General features: G+C 64.3%; 15 protein-coding genes. 6 read left to right on the top strand and 9 right to left on the bottom strand.

The window, feature by feature from the left end:
• Positions 1-110: 110 nt before the first annotated feature.
• The 6 genes from D0B32_RS07435 to D0B32_RS07405 all read right to left on the bottom strand — a co-directional run bounded on the left by D0B32_RS07435 (position 111) and on the right by D0B32_RS07405 (position 8,295).
• Entirely contained in the window at positions 111-755 is a 645-nt protein-coding gene (locus tag D0B32_RS07435; RefSeq protein WP_117333503.1) for a DUF4136 domain-containing protein, read from the bottom strand.
• Positions 756-782: 27 nt separating this feature from the next.
• Complete coding sequence (locus D0B32_RS32875; protein WP_259294904.1) at positions 783-3,770, bottom strand: CHASE2 and HATPase_c domain-containing protein; 2,988 nt, start codon at positions 3,768-3,770, stop codon at positions 783-785.
• Positions 3,771-3,813: 43 nt separating this feature from the next.
• Positions 3,814-5,244: a FecR domain-containing protein gene (locus D0B32_RS07420; protein WP_117333502.1), complete on the bottom strand. Its 1,431-nt coding sequence runs from the start codon at positions 5,242-5,244 to the stop codon at positions 3,814-3,816.
• A gap of 92 nt (positions 5,245-5,336) precedes the next feature.
• Entirely contained in the window at positions 5,337-6,035 is a 699-nt protein-coding gene (locus D0B32_RS07415) for a response regulator transcription factor (RefSeq protein ID WP_117333206.1), read from the bottom strand.
• Positions 6,036-6,547: 512 nt separating this feature from the next.
• Positions 6,548-7,228, bottom strand: coding sequence for a DJ-1/PfpI family protein (locus D0B32_RS07410; protein ID WP_117333204.1), 681 nt, complete (start codon positions 7,226-7,228; stop codon positions 6,548-6,550).
• A gap of 101 nt (positions 7,229-7,329) precedes the next feature.
• Positions 7,330-8,295 carry a LysR family transcriptional regulator gene (locus tag D0B32_RS07405; RefSeq protein WP_117333202.1) on the bottom strand — a complete coding sequence of 322 codons (966 nt, stop codon included), beginning with the start codon at positions 8,293-8,295 and terminating at the stop codon, positions 7,330-7,332.
• A 180-nt stretch (positions 8,296-8,475) separates the two neighbouring features.
• Here D0B32_RS07405 and D0B32_RS07400 point away from each other — a divergent pair, with 180 nt between their 5' ends.
• Positions 8,476-9,297 carry an aldo/keto reductase gene (locus D0B32_RS07400; RefSeq protein ID WP_117333200.1) on the top strand — a complete coding sequence of 274 codons (822 nt, stop codon included), beginning with the start codon at positions 8,476-8,478 and terminating at the stop codon, positions 9,295-9,297.
• Between the two features lie 21 nt (positions 9,298-9,318).
• Here the strand turns inward: D0B32_RS07400 and D0B32_RS07395 are convergent, their stop codons facing one another.
• Entirely contained in the window at positions 9,319-10,140 is an 822-nt protein-coding gene (locus D0B32_RS07395; RefSeq protein ID WP_117333198.1) for an inositol monophosphatase family protein, read from the bottom strand.
• A 263-nt stretch (positions 10,141-10,403) separates the two neighbouring features.
• Between D0B32_RS07395 and D0B32_RS07390 the strand changes: the two genes are divergently transcribed.
• Together D0B32_RS07390 and D0B32_RS07385 are read left to right on the top strand one after the other, a co-directional pair.
• A complete protein-coding gene (locus D0B32_RS07390) occupies positions 10,404-11,594 on the top strand; it encodes an MFS transporter (RefSeq protein ID WP_117333196.1) in 1,191 nt (396 codons plus the stop codon).
• A 49-nt stretch (positions 11,595-11,643) separates the two neighbouring features.
• Positions 11,644-12,378: an SDR family oxidoreductase gene (locus tag D0B32_RS07385; RefSeq protein ID WP_117333194.1), complete on the top strand. Its 735-nt coding sequence runs from the start codon at positions 11,644-11,646 to the stop codon at positions 12,376-12,378.
• A gap of 14 nt (positions 12,379-12,392) precedes the next feature.
• Here D0B32_RS07385 and D0B32_RS07380 read toward each other — a convergent pair whose 3' ends face one another.
• Together D0B32_RS07380 and D0B32_RS07375 are read right to left on the bottom strand one after the other, a co-directional pair.
• Positions 12,393-13,337 (bottom strand): LysR family transcriptional regulator, encoded by a 945-nt coding sequence (locus D0B32_RS07380; RefSeq protein WP_181969734.1) that lies wholly within the window; start codon positions 13,335-13,337, stop codon positions 12,393-12,395.
• Positions 13,338-13,442: 105 nt separating this feature from the next.
• A complete protein-coding gene (locus tag D0B32_RS07375) occupies positions 13,443-13,967 on the bottom strand; it encodes a hypothetical protein (RefSeq protein ID WP_117333190.1) in 525 nt (174 codons plus the stop codon).
• A 119-nt stretch (positions 13,968-14,086) separates the two neighbouring features.
• Between D0B32_RS07375 and D0B32_RS07370 the strand changes: the two genes are divergently transcribed.
• From D0B32_RS07370 to D0B32_RS07360, 3 genes are all read left to right on the top strand, one after another.
• A complete protein-coding gene (locus D0B32_RS07370; protein WP_117333188.1) occupies positions 14,087-14,998 on the top strand; it encodes a LysR family transcriptional regulator in 912 nt (303 codons plus the stop codon).
• A 104-nt stretch (positions 14,999-15,102) separates the two neighbouring features.
• A complete protein-coding gene (locus tag D0B32_RS07365; protein ID WP_117333186.1) occupies positions 15,103-15,702 on the top strand; it encodes a TMEM175 family protein in 600 nt (199 codons plus the stop codon).
• A 306-nt stretch (positions 15,703-16,008) separates the two neighbouring features.
• Positions 16,009-17,169 (top strand): beta strand repeat-containing protein (locus tag D0B32_RS07360; protein ID WP_404935524.1); only part of this gene is annotated, 1,161 nt, incomplete at its 3' end.

The raw sequence follows: 17,169 nt of genomic DNA, 5'->3' as shown, positions 1-17,169 counted from the left end.
CGTACGCATGATGTGAAAGCGCGTGCGTTTTGCGGCCGAGTACCCGGATTCGTGCGCGGGTTCCTGCCCAGATAGCAAACCCGCTTTCATCCAGACGGGTACAGCTCCGCTCAAGGCTGCAACGGTTTGACCGACACCACCCGAGGCGCGCCATCCGCATCCCCGGGACGCAATTTGACGCGCCAGTCCGCGTGTCCTTCAAAGGGGAATTGCGCGAGCGCGCTTTTCACCAGATACGGGATCGCATGCAGCGGCCCGGCGTCGCGGTCCTCGCTCGTCGCGCTCACCTTGTACAGTTCACGGCCGCTCGCCTTGTCGAAAAAGCGCAGCGTCAACGCGTGCCGATACGTCCGGCCGCCGAACCACGGAAACGACGCTTTCGCCGCATCACTGCAACCACCCTGTTCGCAAGCGCCCGCCTGAACGCCGATCGAGGCAGCCCGCGTATCGTATGCAACGGACAGCAGGTAATGCGCGTCCGGTCCTGACGTCGCCGCGAAACCGTATTTTTCCAGTTCGGTTCGCACCGATATTTCGTATTGCTGATGATATCCGCTCGCGTCCTGCAACGCTGTACGCGCAAGCGCATAGGTACGCGGGCCCTGCCAGCCGCTCGCCGTTTCGTCCGCGCTGCTGGCGCTGTCCGGGCGGGAAGCCTGCACGTCCGCACTCACGCCCGCGCAACCGGACAGCGCAGCCCCGCTCACAAGCGCCGCAATTAGCGCGATGCGCCTTGCCGTGTTCGTGATTTTCATGGTTATCGTCATCGTCTTCTCGCTTCGCTAAAAACGCGCGGCGGTCTCAACCGCGTCCCACTGCGCTTCATCCAGCGCGGGCAATATCACCGTGAACTCCGTGCCCTTGCCCGGCGCGCTGACCACGTGCACATCGCCGCCATGACGCGTCACCACCGTCTTCACAAACGCCATGCCGAGGCCCGCGCCGCCGGTTTCCGGCTGCTCGCCTTCGTGAAAGCGGCTAAAGCGCTGGAACAGGCGGCTTTGTTGTTCGACCGGAATGCCATAGCCCTGATCGCGAATCGTGCATTGCACGCGCGCAGGCGGCTTGCTAACGGTATCGAGCATGACGTGGCTTGTTGCGTCGCTTGTTGCGTTGCCTGTTGTGTGCCTCGTTGCGTTGCCTGTTGCGTTGCTCGTTGCGTGCCTCATTGCGTCGGTTGTGTCATTCGATGAGGCGCTCGCCGCGTCATCCTTCAAGTCGCGCATGACGTCATCCGACGCGTGATCTGCGAGACCGCTCGGCGCCGGGTTCAGCGCCCCGCTCGCCGCTCCATTCAGCGTCCCCATGACACACGTGATGCGCGTCCCCGGCGGACTGTATTTGACCGCGTTGTTCAGAATGTTGACGAGCGCGCGCGTCATCAGCGAACGATCGGCGCAGATCCAGCAGCCGTCCTCGTCGCCGCCTTCCGTCTCCAGTTGGATCTGTTTGGCGTGGGCTTGCGGCCAGACCTCGTCGCTCGCGTCGATGATCAGCTCGGTCAGGCTGACGGGTTCGAGCACGTAGGTCTGCGATTCGGCGCGGGCCAGTTGCACGAAATCGTCGGCGAGCGTGAGGGCGCGCCGCGAGTAGCGTGCAATGCGCTCCAGCAGATCGTTGGCCGGGCCCGTCTCACGATGCAGCCGCGCTCGTTCGATCTCGACCAGGGCAAGGATCGACGCTTGCGGCGAGCGCATGTCGTGCGACAGCAGCCGCAGTGCGTCTTCGCGCTGACGCTCGGCGGCATGCAGGACCGAGACATCGACGAGGCCCGCAATCCAGCCCGTCACTTCGCCCTGCTCGTTGGCGCATAGTGCGTAGCGCAGCAGGTGGTCGCGCTCCATTCGGTCGCGCACTTCGATGCCCTGCGCCATCAGGCTCGCGAATTCGCGTCGGGTGGGATCGAGGATCGCGGGCCAGTGGGCGCGGGCCTGCTGGTCGTGGTTGCGGATGCCGCTGTCACTTCCGGTGGCGTCTGGTGCGTTGCCGTCTGGTGCGTTGCCATTCGCTGCATTGCCGGTCGCCGCGTTGCCATTTGCTGCGTTGCCATTCGCTGCGTTGCCATTCGCCGCGTTGCCATTCGCCGCATTGCCGTCCGGTGCATCGCCGTCCGGTATCCCGCCATCGTCGCTTCCTTTGCGCCCCGTCGCGCCGGCCATTCCGCCTCGATCCACGTCGCGCTCCGCGCCACCGTCTATCGTCTTCACGAACGCCAGCGTCCCCAACGCCTCGCGCACGAGTCGCCCCTGCGGCGGCGGCTCGCCGAGCCGCTCGAAGTGCGCCTTGGCGGCATGATTGGCGATCAGTATCACGCCGTGCACATCGCTCACGAGGAGCGGTTCAGGCACGCTGTCGAGGCTGTCCCAGACAAAGCGCTTCATGTCCTGCACACGCTGCGCCGCCTGTCCCATCAGCGCCATGTGCTGCGCCAGCACGTCGCCGCCGAACTCGCGCCGGCGTTGCGGCGTCTCGGGCAGCAGATGCGGTTCGTCGGCGAGCCGCTGCAGTTCCTTGCGCAGATACGCCATCGTCATCTCGAGCCGGCGCCAGTTCCAGATCGGATACACGACGATCAGCCCGACGATAGCCGGCACCGGCGACATCCACAGCCGCGCGCCATACAGCAACCCCGCGCTGCCCACTATCACCACCGCGCCCAGACCGGCGGTCAACAATAGCGAACGCCGTGGCGAAAGCACCAGAAAACCCGCCAGCAAGCCGGCCAGCGGCAGCAGTGAAACGAGCATCAACGGCCATGCGCCGACCGGCTCGATGGCGCGGCCACCCAGCAGCGTATCGAGCACGTTGGCGTGAATGTAGACGCCCGGCATGGGACCCAGCTCGCCCGACACCGGCGTCGCGAAGCGGTCGTACAGACCTGCGGCCGTCACGCCGACCAGCACCAGCCGGCCGCGCAGTCGTAGCGGCGGCACGTCGCCCGCCAACACGCTGGCAAACGACACCTTCGTGTAGTGCCCGGCATTCAGGCTGAATGGAATCAGGAAACGCGCCTCGTCGCCGCGTGACGCGAGGCGATCCGTGGAGGTGACCGCAGAGGCTGTTACCACCGCAGTGTTGCCGGTACCGGTGCCAACCTCACCACCTCCAGCACCGCCACCATTCCCTCCGTCACCAACCGCGCCACGCTCAGGCCCAGCCCCGACCCGCACCGCCCCATCGCGAAGCGCCCGCCAGACTGGCAGCATCAACTGTGGCCAGCGCGAAGCCGCGTCGCCTTCGAATAGCGCCACGCTGCGCACGATGCCGTCGTCGTCCACTTCGAAGTTGATATGCCCAAGCCCCGCCGCGGCTTGCGCGAGCGGCGCCACCGGCTTGACCACCACGCGCGTGCCGTCGCCGGATTCGGGACTCAGCAGCACCGGCAGATACGTCGGGCTCAGTGCGACGGCATGCGCGAGTTGCGCATCGTCGGGTGAAGGCTCGGTGAACAGCACGTCGTAGATCACCGCGGCGGGCGACGCCTGCGCGAGCCGTTCCAGCAGGCGCGCATGCACACTGCGCGGCCACGGCCAGCGGCCAAGCTGCGCGATGCTGGCGTTGTCGATTTCGACCACCACGATGTCCGGCGACACCGTCTGCCGATGCAGCATCAGCAAGCGATCGTAGACCAGATGATCGACGCCCGCCGTCACGTGTCCCAGCGCGATCGCCAGAATCACCGTAATACCCAGGCAGCCGATCGCCGCCCATTCGAGCAGGAAGCGTCGGCCGGCTGGCTGGCCAAGTCGTGCACGCGGATCGAGGCTCATGGGTTCATTGGCTCGGGCGAGCGTCTGGTCGTTCTAGTGGACCTCAACGGGCCAGCGTGAACGAACGGATCGAACTACTCTTTTCGTAGAACCGGCCGTTCTCGAACTGCTCGGCAATCACGGTCCAATAGTAGACGCCGCGCGGCAGATCGGTCACGACGATCTCGCCCGCCGGCAAGTCCGTGCGGTCGACGAGCGGCGTGCCCAGATCGGCCGTCGTCCCCAGCACGAAACGAAAGCGCGTCGCCACGCCCGCGCGGCTCACGAACCAGCGGAACGTGTAGTCACGGCTGCCGGGGCGCGCTTCAGCAGACGCGGCGAGGCCGAGCTGTCGCCGCTCGAACGCGTAGGTCTGCGGCAGACCTTCGAGCCCGTCGTGACCCAGCGCTGCAATGCGGACGAAATACGTGCCGTCCGCGAGGTCGCCAAAATCCGCGTGCGGTTCGCTCACGCGCTGATCGCGGATCAAATCGAGCAGGTCCGCATCACGCGCAATCTGCACGCGGTAGCCCACGGCCTGGGCTTGCGCGACGAGATCGAAAGCGACGGTTTTGCCGTCCTGCACCTTGCCGGGCTCGAGCAACGCCGGAGCGGGCAGCAAAGCGACCGGCACGCCCACCGCGCCGCCCGCGTCGCTGACGTTGCCGAAATGCGCGGCGACGAGTTGCTGCGAGTCCCGTAGCGGCACGCCTGGCGGCGGCGCGGCGATGCTGGCCGGATCGACGCCTACCGCACCATCCAGCACCTCCACGGCGGTCCGCTGCGCGCCGCCGTCATAGTCGACCCGAAAGCGCGTGCCGCGTACCCCCGCCACCACCGAAGGCGAGCGGATCTGGAAGCGGTCATCCTTCTTCGTGGCATGCGTGACTTCGCTGTCGACTTCGCCCTGATGCAACTGGATCACGCGATCGGTAGCGCCCGTCAGCGCTGTGACGCGCAGCGTGCCGATCACCACCGTCGCGTCCTGCGAGACCGTCACGTGCGTGCCGTCTTCCAGTTCCAGCGTGACGAAACCTTCGTGACCGGTACGCACCCGGTCACCCTCGCCCAGCGTCATACCCGCCGCGAGCGGCGTAAACGGACCGTCGTCAAAGGCGCGCTCGACCGGGCCGCTCGCGGCCACCACGTGCGCCGCCTGCTGGTCCTGCCGCAAGAGCGCCGCCGGCAGTCGCAGCGTGACGCCGGCCTGCAGGTGACGCGGCGCCGGCACGCCGTTCAGACGGCTGAGCACGGTCCAGTCGTGCGGGTTTCGCAGATAGCGCTGGGCAATCTCGTAGAGGGTGTCGCCCTGGCTCGTCACGTAGGTGACGTACACGGCTTGTGGCGTCGCCGGGTGATGTGGGTGTGTGGCCGTGGCAGCATAGGTCGCCGCTGGCGCAACGATGAGGGCCGCGATGAGCGCGTGCAACGGACTCAACGAACGCAACGAACGCAACGAACGCGATGAGCCTAACCCACGCGACTGACACGGCATGTGCAAGGCGAGCGCCTGCCGCCGCGCCGCCTCATGCGTGATCCTGACCGTTACCGCCGCCTGCACCGCCACAGCCAGGCCGGCGACGCGACTCACGCCGCCCCCTTGTCGATGCGCTCCAGCCGGTAGCCGTAACCATAAATCGGCGTCAGGCGATAACCGTGTTCGGGACGCAAACCGAGTTTGCTGCGCAGCACCGAGACGTGCGTGTCCATCGTCCGCGACGGGATATCCGTGGCCCGCTTCCAGATCACGTCGAGGATATGCGCGCGCGACAACGGCCGGCTTAGGTGCTGGAACAACAGCAACGCCAGCTCGAACTCCTTCTGCGTGACGGCCACCGGCGTGCCGCGCACCACCACGTGCCGCGCGCCGAGATCGAATTCGTAGTCGTCGAAGATTTCCTTCAACGCGGTGGCATCGAGCGGGTACGCGCGGCGCAGCAGCGAGCCGACGCGAGCCAGCAGCACGCCGGCGGAGACCGGTTTGACGACGTAGTCATCAGCGCCCGTGTTGAGGATGGAGGTGATATCCGCATCGCGGCCGCGGCTCGTCATGAACAAGACGGGCAGTCGCTCTGACAGACTTTCCCGCACCCATCGCAAGACGTCCTCGCCGGACATATCGGGCACGTTCCAGTCGAGCACCAGCAGATCGAAAGTCTGGCGCCGCAACTGCCGCACCAGTGCGCGGCCTTCGGCAAAGGCGTGACAGATATGCCCTGCGGCCGACAATGTTTCGCACACCAGATCCGTCTGGGCCGGATCGTCATCCAGGACTGCAATTCTCATAAAACCCCGCGCGACACACTACCGTTATTCGTATCTTCATGGCCGGTAATCGGCTGGCGCCGACGAGCGCCCTGGCTGCGGGGGCCTCGCCTTGTTTGCTGGACCATGCGTCGCATCGTTTTGCGACTCCTGCATGAGCCATTGCCCAACCCATCACGTAGTTATCGATTATTGGCTGCGCAGCGCGAATCCCGTTTAACCGATCTCGCGTCATATCTCCAAATTGCTGCGCAATGCTCCCGTTCACTCATCCGGTTAAGGGAGTTTTTATCATAATCGAAACCGCGCAGGGCCCGCGAATACAATAGATACGTGACCTGGCACACCAGCAGCAATCAGGATGCCGAGAGAATCGACAAGCTGGCGAGACAGTATAAGAATTGTCTCGAAATAAATCGTTTAAATAGTGTTAAGTCGTTTAAACGGCGGCCGGCAGGCGAATGCGGATAACCTCGTCCGGAATGGCGGACGCCACGGCATGGCACCGTCCGCCAGGTGAGATCAAACCAAAGCTAACGCCATTGCGCAGCGATTTTCAGGGCAATTTCCCGTTGCGCCGTGACGGCCTTTTCCGAGCGCTGACGGACCCGCTCCACGACGGCCGGCGTGGCGGCCTCGGGCGTCCCCGAGTCGAAAGGCGGCGCCGGTGCATATTCGAGTCTGAGCTGGATCGCCCTGGCTTCTTCTTCGCCCGCCAGTTCCGCAGCCACCGTGAGTCCGAAATCAATGCCCGCCGTGACCCCGCCGCCCGTGATGAGATTGCCGTCACGCACCACGCGTCCGTGCGTCGGGACCGCGCCGAACAGTTCCAGTAACCCGTGATAGGCCCAGTGCGTGGTCGCACGCCGCCCACGCAGCAGACCCGCCGCACCCAGCACGATGGCGCCGGTACAGACCGAGGTGACGTAACGCGCACTGGCGGCCTGCTTCTGGATGAAGGCGATGGTTTCAGCGTCCTGCAGCAGATGCGTCACGCCACCGCCGCCAGGCACGCAGATGACGTCGAGCGGCGGACAGTCCTGATACGTCGTGGAGGGCGTGAGGACGAGACCATTGCTGGACCTGACCGGTTCAGTTGTTTTCCAGACCAGATGGGCCGTTGCGCCGGGCAGCGAAGCGAGCACGTCGTGGGGACCCGTCAGGTCCAGTTGCTGCACCTCGGGAAAGACGAGAAATCCGATCTGGAGCGTCATGGTGAAATCTCATTCCTTTAGAAAACGGTTCCGGCCGCCTCGAACGTGGCGTGCAGCGGTCTCTATACGACCGGACGACTATAAAGCGAAAGTGGCAAAGTTCAACGCCCTTTGCGCTTCGACCGCTCGCCTCGCACACTCACCGGACGGCGTGTCACAGGCGCGACCGCCGACAGTGACTCGACACAGAAATGCATGAACGCCTCGACTTTCGCCGCGCGATGACGCCGCGATGGAAAGAGCGCGTACAACGGAAACCGCTCGTCGGACCAGTCCGGGAAGATATCCACGAGGGCGCCGTCGCGCATGATCTGCTCGACGCCGATCTCCATCACCTGGGCGATGCCGGCCCCGGCCATGCACGCCTCGAGCATGGTTTCCACATCGGAGACGAGCAGGCGTCCTTCCGCCGGAATCTCCGTGACTTTCTTGCCGCGATGGAACTCCCACTCGAAGGGACGCGCGGTGACCGGGTTATAAAACATGATGCGCTGATGGGTTCGTACGGCTTCCGGATTGGCGGGCTTGCCGTACGCGGCGACGTATCCCGGCGACGCCACGGTGATGATGCGCGTCTCCAGCAGCTTGCGTGCGATCAATGAGCCGGACGGGGGTGGTCCGAAGCGTACCGCGAGATCGAAGCCATCGGCCACCAGATCGCCGACGTCGTCGCGCATAATGAGTTCGAGCGACAGGTCAGGATGACGGCTTAGAAAGTCGGCCAGCCGCGAGGCCAGCACGGTGCGCGAAAAGAACGGGTCGACGTTGACACGCAGCTTTCCCTGCACGACGTTCGCCGAACCGGCAGCCGCGGTCGCCGCCTCTTCGATGCCCGTGAGATGCGGACCGACCGCTTCGTAGAGACGCCGCCCTTCGTCGGTCAGCGTCTGCGAGCGCGTGGTCCGGTCCAGCAGCCGCACCCCTACCCGCTTTTCGAGGCGCGCCACCGCGCGGCTCACCCCGGATGGCGACAAGCCCAGCGCATCGGCGGCGCGCACGAAGCTGCCGCTCTCCGCGACCGCCGCGAGTACGGTGATGCCGGAAAACAGTCGGCCGTCGAACGTCATGTGTATTCCCCTGCGAATGTCGTACTTCGGATTCAGGGAGTTTAATCACGAGTGATTTGAACGGCACGTACTTTATTCAACAATCGAAACGTGGGAAATTGTGCGCCTGAAGATTCGCGGTGATTCGCGGCGGCTTGCACCGATTCATGCTGCGGACCCGAAACAGCCTGGAGAATACGAATGGACGTTTTGCACACACAGGGCATCGAGTTGCCGCGCCTCGGTTTCGGCACCTTCCGGATGCCGGGCGGCGGTTGCCAGCCGGTGGTGGAGAGTGCGCTGGAACTCGGATACCGGCACATCGACACGGCCGAGATGTATCAGAACGAGGAGGCGGTCGGCGCTGCGATTGCCGCTTCGGGTCTCGCACGCAAGCAACTGCATCTGACCACCAAGGTGTGGCACGAGCATCTCGCGCCGCACGCGATCCGCCGCGCGCTGGATACGAGCCTGGGCAAGCTCGGCGTCGATTACGTCGACCTGTACATGGTGCATTGGCCGTCGCGCGACATGGACCTCGGCGCCATCATGGAGACCATGCAGGGCTTTCTGCAGAACGGCACGGTTCGCGCCATCGGCGTATGCAATTTCAACCTGACGATGCTGCGCACCGCCATCGAAGAAATCGGCGCACCCATCGCCTGTCATCAGATCGAATATCACGCGTTCCTGGATCAGTCGAAGATGCTCGGCTATCTACGCGAGCGCGGCATTCCGCTCGTCGCCTATGCGCCGCTTGCCCAGGGCCGGGCGGCCAACGACCCGGTGCTGCAGCAAATTGGCGCGAAGCATGGCGTGAGCGCCGCGCAGGTGGCACTCGCGTGGCTGCTGGAACAGGACGGTGTTGCCGCCATCCCCAAAGCACAACGGCGCGAAAGTCAGCAGTCGAATCTCGACGCGCTGGCGGTGAAACTCGACGCGGACGACCGCGCAGCAATCGCCGCGCTGCCGAAACACAACCGCTTCGTCACGCCGCCGTTTGCGCCGGAGTGGGATGCGTGAAATACGTAGAAGACGCTTGGTCTACGCCTCGCGTGTCAGCCCGGGGTGCGCGGCAAACGTCTGAATGACGCTTTGCCAGACACCCTCCGACGCGGCCACGATGCTCGCCGATTTCAGCCCGTATGGCTCACCCGCCGCATTGGTCGCGCGGCCGCCCGCCATCTCGACGAGCAAGGCGCCTGCAACGCAGTTGAAGGTGTCCTCGCCGAATTCCCAGAAGCCGTCCAGCCGCCCGCATGCAACGTAGGCGAGTTGCAGCGAGGTCGGCCCCAGATTGCGGACCGCGCCGGCGTCCGCGAGCATCGCGCTCAACGACGTGCCTGCGGCTTCGATGACGCCGGGCTTGTCGCCGATAAACGGCGGCTGGCTGGTCGCAAGCATCGCCCTTGCGTGATGTTTGCGCCCATTCACTGCGATGCGCTGGCCGTTGAGAAAAGCGCCCTCCCCACGCACCGCATGAAAACATTCATCGCGATGTGCGTCGTATGTCATGGCAAACGTGGTGCTGCCATCTTCTACCAGTGCGATCGTGATGCACCAGGATGTGATGGAGCGCAAAAACTGTACGGCGCCATCAATCGCATCGCAGATCCAGAAGCTCGTCGCCTTACCACTGCGCGCGCTGCCGTCCACGAGTTCTCCTTCGAGCCACGCAATCTGCGGATAACCTTCGGCGAGTGCATCACGGATCTTTTCCGCCGCGTGATCGTCGAGCTGTTTGAACACGCGCATCATCTCGTCGTTGGCGTGGATGGGCTCCGTTGCATTGAATGTCTGCAGCAGGTCTTGCCCGACATCTCGTAGTAGCGCGCTCAAATGGGTAACATCAACTGGCGTTGGCATGCTTCGGTCTCCGTAAAATGGCAACGTTGGACAGGCCGGCCAATCATGCCATAGGGGCCCACGCGGCATTTGCTCGTCTTGCTTGAAGGTGCTTCAACGCCCAGCCCAATTGTGGATGCCAGGCGAATCACTGGGGTAGGCTTTTGTCTGTAGATAAACTGCCGTTTATCCCGGTCGATTTGAAAATCATTCAAACGACAGACCCATTATCAAACCATGCGATCGGACGGAAACTGCGGGTCATTCGTTCTCTGGAGAACAACATGCCGCTTCCTATTCTTGCGCTCGCATTGAGTGCCTTTGCCATCGGGACCACCGAATTCGTCATCATGGGCATCCTGCCCGAGGTCGCCCGCTCCCTGTCCGTCACCATCCCTTCGGCTGGCCTGCTCGTGAGCGGCTATGCACTCGGCGTGGCGGTCGGCGCACCCCTGCTCGCCGTTCTGACGAGCCGCCTGCCACGTAAGTGGGCTTTGTTATTGCTGATGGGCATCTTTATCGTGGGCAATATTTTTTGTGCACTGGCGCCCGGCTACACGAGTCTGATGATTGCGCGCGTCATCACCTCGTTCGCACACGGGTCGTTCTTCGGCATCGGCTCCGTGGTCGCCGCATCACTTGTGAAGCAGGAGAAACGCGCCAGTGCCATTGCGCTGATGTTCACCGGGCTCGCGCTTGCCAACGTGCTCGGCGTGCCGCTTGGCACGTTCATCGGCCAGACTTTGGGATGGCGCGCGGCCTTCTGGGCCGTGGCCGGTGCGGGACTGATCGCAACAGTCGCGCTCATTGCGCTGGTGCCGGCCCGCCATGACGGCGGCCCGCTGAACCTGCGCAGCGAAGTGGGCGTGCTCGCGCAACCACAAGTGTGGGTGGCGCTTTTGATGACCGTATTTGGCTTTGGCGGTGTGTTTGTTGTCCTCACGTACATCACGCCTATCCTCGAACAGATGAGCGGCTTCGCGCCGCGCTCCGTGACGTTGCTGCTCGTGCTGTTCGGTGTGGGGCTCGTGATCGGCAATACCGTGGGCGGCAAACTGGCAGACCGTGGAGGCATGCGGGCGCTGGCCGGAATCTTCGTTGCGCTGATCGCCATCATGGCGCTCTTCAGCCACACCATGCATTCACGCGTGCCCGCCATGATGACACTGTTCGTATGGGGCATCGCCGCGTTCGCGACGATCCCAGGTTTGCAGACACGCGTGCTGGGCAAGGCGTCGAATGCACCCAATCTGGCCTCGACCTTGAACATCGGCGCGTTCAACATCGGCAACGCGCTGGGAGCCTGGCTGGGCGGCCTCGCAATCGCGCATGGGCATGCGCTCGATACCCTGCCGTGGGTCGCCGCGGTCGTCACGCTCGCTGCACTCGCTTTGACGGGCGTTGCCATACGGCTCGATGCAGCCGACAAGCCGGCTCGCGTCGCCAACATCCTCGGGCGTGTTCCGCAACAATGAAGTGTTGAATCGCTGTACCGCTAACCTTATTTGCTGACAGGAGCGAATCATGAACACGCAACTCTCGAACACACAATCCTTCGACAACCAGACTGTGCTGATCGTAGGCGGCAGCTCGGGCATCGGCGCGGCGACCGCGCAGTCATTTGCCGCGCAAGGCGCGCAGGTGACGATCGCCTCGCGCAGTACGGCGAAACTGGACGCCATCGCGAAGCAGATCGGCGCGGACGTGACCACTGCGACGCTGGATTTCACCGACGACGCGAGCGTCGAAGCGTTTTTCGCCAATCAAACCGCGTATGACCACGTGGTCGTGACGGCCGGTGAAACACCCACCGGCCCGGTCCGCGTTCTCTCACTCGCCGATGCGTATGCAGCCATGAACAGCAAGTTTTGGGGTGCCTACCGGGTAGCGCGTGTCGCGCGGATTCGCGAAGGCGGCTCGTTGACGCTCGTATCGGGCTTCCTCGCCGTTCGACCGAGCAAGATGTCGGTGCTGCAAGGTGCGATCAACGCGGCGCTCGAAGCGCTCGCTCGCGGACTCGCGCTCGAACTGTCCCCGGTGCGGGTGAACACGGTGTCGCCAGGTCTGATCGAAACGCCGCTCTGGTCCAGACTCGATGCCGAGCGGCGCACCAAAATGTTCGAAGACGCCGCAGCACGACTGCCCGCACGCCGGGTCGGCCAGCCAGAAGACGTTGCACGGGCGGTGCTCTATCTTGCGTCGAATCCATATGCAAGCGGCTCGACCGTGCTGGTCGACGGTGGCGGTGCGATTGCCTGAGTGCTCCAGGCCATTCATCGCACGACGCGAATGGCGCCGATGATCTTCTGTTCGTCGAGGTGTCGCGCGATCAGGTTGTTGATCACGTTCAAGGTGGCGTCGGCGGCCGGCGTCAACGGGTGTGCCGCCGAGGTGATGTGACTGGCGGTCATATACACGGGCGGCTCGAGCGGCACCGCTTTCATTTCCGCGCCGCCCTGGGTATGGGACAGGTCGCCGATTGCCAGAAGCGCGAAGCCGAGCCCGGCCTGCACGGCAGAAATCTGCGCCCAGAAATCGTTCTCGACGAGGATGGTTACCCCATGCGGGCCTTCGTTGAAGATGGGATCGAGCAGCGTCTGCACGATGTGCTCATGGGGATGCGCGGGCAGCACGAGCGGCATGTCCCGCAAGGCGTCCCACGTCACGGACTCCTGTTCGAGCAGCGCTGTGCGTTGAGCGATCAGAAAGAGTTGCTGGCGAAACAGCGGCTGACTCGTGACACCGGCCGCGAATTCGCCGTCGAAAATCAGCGCGATATCGAGGCTGTGCTCGCGAATCCGATGGGCCAGTTGTTCGCTGGTATCGCGCACCAGATGCAGGGTGACGTTGGGCAAGGCCGACCTGCAGGCACCGGTGATGGCGGCGGTCATGAACGCGGCCAGCACCTGCGAAAGGCCGAGCCGCACCACGCCATTGACTTCTTCGCTATGAGCGCGCACGAGGTCCGGCAGATGCTCGATGCGATGAATGATCGCCTCGGCCTCGGCGTACAGGAGCTTTCCTGCCGCCGTGGGTTGAACGCCGCGCGCGCTGCGGTGCAGCACAGAGACGCCGAGGCTCTCTTCGAGTTCGCTCATCTGCTGGCTGAGCGCGGGTTGCGCAACGTGGATCAGCGTCGCAGCACGCGAAAAACTGCCGGCGTCGACGATCTTGATGAAGTACAGCAGATGCCGCAGTTGTATGCGCGACCGCCCCATGCACCCTCCACGAACCCGACTCGCCCGCTGCCTGCGCGTAACCTCCCGATAGTATCGTGATTCACCGGTGTATACCATTCAGGCGTTCGGGTCGTTTCAGGGCGCTCACGTTGCGGCTGGGTCCGTGATGAACGCCCGCTCTGGCTGGCGCACACCGCGTATCAGCAGATAGAACGCGGCGCAGTGCGTGATCATCAAGAGGGGCACGTAGATGACCGGAATCACGTAGGCGGCGCCCAGTTGTCCCGCCACGGCCGGAAGGTCCAGCCGGATAGCGTGGTAGTAGTCGAGGAGCAGGTCCGATACGCCCGCCACGTTGAAGGCGACCACGAAGAACCAGAACAGCCCACGGACTCTCACCGTGAGTAGCGCCAGCGTGGCCAGCACGGCCGTGACGAAGTCGCCATACGCGGCGAACTGGGCGAACCCGGCGGGCAGCCCCGGTCCGACGACGCCGGGAATCAGGAACACCAGCCCGAAAAAACGAAAGCTGTGCAGTGTGGCGATGGCGCGTTGCGCGTCAACGCGATCCGCCGACCTGAGCTTCGGCAGGATATACGTGACGAAGCAAAGCAGCCACGCCACGTAGCCCAGAACGAGTTGCAACCGGAAAATTGTTTCGGATGACATTCAGGATTCCTATCATGTGTGTGCCGATGGTGAAGCGTTTCACCGGCGAGGTCCTTGTTTGCAAGCCGATTCTAGGGCCGCTTTCGACGCGTGACTATTCACGATAATATTGTTGGGTTATGAAGCAAAACTTCACAGTCCGGCAAGGCGCACTCGACGGCGTCGAAGCGTTCCTGAGCGTTGCACGGCATCGCAGCTTTCGGCGTGCGGCGGCGGAGCTTGGCGTGACGCCGTCGGCGATCAGCCAGACCATCCGGGTCCTCGAGGCGCGCATCGGCGCCGCGCTGTTCGTGCGCACGACGCGCAGCGTCGGCCTGACCGAAGCCGGCGAGCGCTTCCTGGCGCGGGCGCGGCCTGCCTTTGAGGAACTCGTGGCGGCGAGCGACGTGGCGCGTGACCTCGGCGCGCGGCCCACCGGACTGTTGCGCCTTGCCGTGCCGGGGGCGGCCGTGCCGACCGTGCTGGAACCGCTGATCGCGTCCTTCTGCGAGGCGTATCCCGAGGTGGAGGTGGAGATCGTCGCCAGCGCGGGACTGGTGGATCTGGCCGCCGAAGGGTTCGACGCGGGCGTGCGGCTGGGACAGTTCATCGAAGCCGACATGGTGGCGATTCGCCTGACGCCGCCGTTTCGCTTCGAAGTGGTTGGCAGCCCTGATTATCTGGCGAAGCGAAAGGCGCCGGCGTGCATCGACGATCTGCGCGACCACGCCTGTCTGCGCATGCGCCGGTCGAACGGGGCGCTGGCACCGTGGTCCTTCGTGGACGATGGCAAGCCGGTCGAGACGGTCGTCGCGGGTCCGCTCATCGCGCACGACTACCCCACCCTCCTTGGCGCAGCGATTCGCGGTGTCGGGCTCGCGCAACTGCCCGGCCCGCTCGCCGCGCAGGCCATCGCGGACGGCCGCCTGCAGGTGTTGCTGGCGCCCTTCGCGCAGGCGACGCCAGGCGTCTTCCTGTTTCATTCGGGTAAGCACCAGGTGCTGCCCAAGCTGCGCGCGTTCATCGAGCATGTGAAGCAGCGCGAGCGTTGAGCAAACGTCGAGGCGCACACGGCGGCGGCCACTGAAACGCCCATTGATGCGCGCGCACGATGTCAAATAAGATGCGGGAAGTGTCCCACCCGCGACGCCATGACATGACCCCAGCCGACGCCGGACTCGAACGCTTTTATGCCCTCTCCGACGGTATTTTTGCCGTCATCATCACGGTCATGGTACTGGCGTTCAAGTCACCGGACGGCCATGATTTTCAGGCGCTGGTGAAGCTGTGGCCCGATCTCGTCAGCTATGCCGTGAGCTACGCGTTCATCGCCGTGGTCTGGTTGAATCATCACGCGGTGCTGCGGCACGCGCAACGTCTGACCGGCACCCTCGCGCTGGCCAACTTCGCCAACCTGTTTGCGATTTCCTTCATCCCGTTCACGACGGCCTGGCTTGCGGATAGCGAATTGGCAACGTTCCCGCTGACGCTGTATGCAATCGTCTTTTTTCTGGTGGAAGGCACCTACATGATCCTGATGTGGGAGAGCTACTCTCACCATCAGGAAATCGGCGCGCCGCTGCGCGCGCGGAAATGGCAATGGATCCGGGCGTGGGTGATGTTGTCGATCTTCCTGATCTGCGCCGTGGGCGTCATCATCCCGCCGTTCTGGCGGCTCGGCCTGCTGGCGTCGTTTCTCATTCTGTATTGCCGTCCCGATCCGTTTTTGCGGACGCGGCCGACGCCGCGTCGTTGACGCAAGCCGATGCTGGAGTGGCGAGGGTGCGTGACAGCGAGTAGGCGTGGCGGCTTTTGCGTTTTGATCGCGGCAGCCATTGCGCACGCATGCGCGTCCGCATGTCACGTTACATGAGGTGGGTGCGATCGCGCTGTCACCGTGACATCGAGCCGCTTTCGAGCCGTCGTAGCGCGGCGGCATCGCGCACCAGCCCGATGCGCCGGACTGTGACGCGGCCACTTCGCGATAACGAAACTTGGCATGCATTCTGCAGATGTTTGTTGGCGGGCTGAGCACCGCCAACAACACACAAGAGGATGCCAGATGGAGAAGACTTTCGCGATCAAGGCCGTTGCACTCTGCGCGGCGGCTGCGTTCAATCTCGCTGCGAGCAGCGCGGCGATGGCGGCAACGGATTCACCGAGTGCGGGGCTCGTCGTTGCAGCCGGCGCGAGCCCGGGGACGATCGAAGTGGGCGCGTCGGCGATCACGTCGGCCGCGGCAAACGGGGTCTCGGTAGTGATAGGCGGCGCGGGGGCGGTCGCGGTCGATCTGGGCAGCACGTCGCTTAGCCCTGTGACGGGGGCTGTTGGGGCGTTGACTGGCGCGCTGTCGGGGGCTGGTGGTGGCAATCCGCTGGCTCCGGTTACGGGCGCTGTTGGGACGTTGACTGGCGCGCTGTCCGGCGCTGGTGGTGGCAATCCGCTGGCGCCGGTTACTGGCGCTATCAGCACAGTGACCGGTGCGCTGTCTGGCGCTACCGGTGGCAACCCGCTAGCTCCGGTTACGGGCGCTGTTGGTACGTTGACCGGTGCGTTGTCCGGCGCTGCCGGCAGCAATCCGTTGGCTCCGGTTACGGGTGCTATCAGCACTGTGACTGGTGCGTTGTCGAGCGCTGGCGGTAGCGACCCATTGGCTCCAGTGACACGTGCCATTAGCACCGTGACCGGCGCACTCGCTGGTGCTGGCGGCAGCGACCCATTGGCAACCGTCACGGGGGCCGTCAATTCGGCAACCAGCCAACTCAGCGGCGCTGCCAATTCCGCGACGAGCGCTCTCTCGGGCGCGGCGAACACCGCAACTGGCACGCTATCGAGCGCCGTCAACACGGCGACCGGATCGCTGTCGAGTACAGTCAATTCGGCGACCGGCACGCTCGCTGGCGCGGTCAACACCGCCACGGCGGCACTCGACAACGCCGCGTCGAACAACCCGCTTGGCCCGGTCACCGGCGCAATCAGCAGCGTCACCGGCGCATTGCAAGGCGCAGCAGGCTCCAACCCGCTCGCTCCCGTCACCGGCGCAATCAGCAGCGTGACCGGCGCACTGCAAGGCGCAGCAGGCTCCAACCCGCTCGCTCCTGTCACCGGCGCAATCAGCAGCGTGACCGGCGCACTGCAAGGCGCAGCAGGCTCCAACCCGCTCGCCCCTGTCACCGGCGCAATCAGCAGCGTGACCGGCGCACTGCAAGGCGCAGCAGGCTCC

Source organism: Paraburkholderia sp. DHOC27, assembly GCF_003429005.1.
Lineage (GTDB): Bacteria > Pseudomonadota > Gammaproteobacteria > Burkholderiales > Burkholderiaceae > Paraburkholderia.
This window is presented reverse-complemented; position numbering and strand designations above follow the sequence as displayed.

Bases quoted from the DNA above. Each gene is read 5' to 3' on its own strand.
- D0B32_RS07400 (WP_117333200.1), top strand. From the start codon at position 8,476: ATGGACGTTTTGCACACACAGGGCATCGAGTTGCCGCGCCTCGGTTTC.
- D0B32_RS32875 (WP_259294904.1), bottom strand. From the start codon at position 3,770: ATGAGCCTCGATCCGCGTGCACGACTTGGCCAGCCAGCCGGCCGACGC.
- D0B32_RS07415 (WP_117333206.1), bottom strand. From the start codon at position 6,035: ATGAGAATTGCAGTCCTGGATGACGATCCGGCCCAGACGGATCTGGTG.
- D0B32_RS07380 (WP_181969734.1), bottom strand. From the start codon at position 13,337: ATGGGGCGGTCGCGCATACAACTGCGGCATCTGCTGTACTTCATCAAG.
- D0B32_RS07370 (WP_117333188.1), top strand. From the start codon at position 14,087: ATGAAGCAAAACTTCACAGTCCGGCAAGGCGCACTCGACGGCGTCGAA.
- D0B32_RS07405 (WP_117333202.1), bottom strand. From the start codon at position 8,295: ATGACGTTCGACGGCCGACTGTTTTCCGGCATCACCGTACTCGCGGCG.
- D0B32_RS07435 (WP_117333503.1), bottom strand. From the start codon at position 755: ATGAAAATCACGAACACGGCAAGGCGCATCGCGCTAATTGCGGCGCTT.
- D0B32_RS07410 (WP_117333204.1), bottom strand. From the start codon at position 7,228: ATGACGCTCCAGATCGGATTTCTCGTCTTTCCCGAGGTGCAGCAACTG.
- D0B32_RS07385 (WP_117333194.1), top strand. From the start codon at position 11,644: ATGAACACGCAACTCTCGAACACACAATCCTTCGACAACCAGACTGTG.
- D0B32_RS07375 (WP_117333190.1), bottom strand. From the start codon at position 13,967: ATGTCATCCGAAACAATTTTCCGGTTGCAACTCGTTCTGGGCTACGTG.
- D0B32_RS07365 (WP_117333186.1), top strand. From the start codon at position 15,103: ATGACCCCAGCCGACGCCGGACTCGAACGCTTTTATGCCCTCTCCGAC.
- D0B32_RS07390 (WP_117333196.1), top strand. From the start codon at position 10,404: ATGCCGCTTCCTATTCTTGCGCTCGCATTGAGTGCCTTTGCCATCGGG.
- D0B32_RS07395 (WP_117333198.1), bottom strand. From the start codon at position 10,140: ATGCCAACGCCAGTTGATGTTACCCATTTGAGCGCGCTACTACGAGAT.
- D0B32_RS07420 (WP_117333502.1), bottom strand. From the start codon at position 5,244: ATGCCGTGTCAGTCGCGTGGGTTAGGCTCATCGCGTTCGTTGCGTTCG.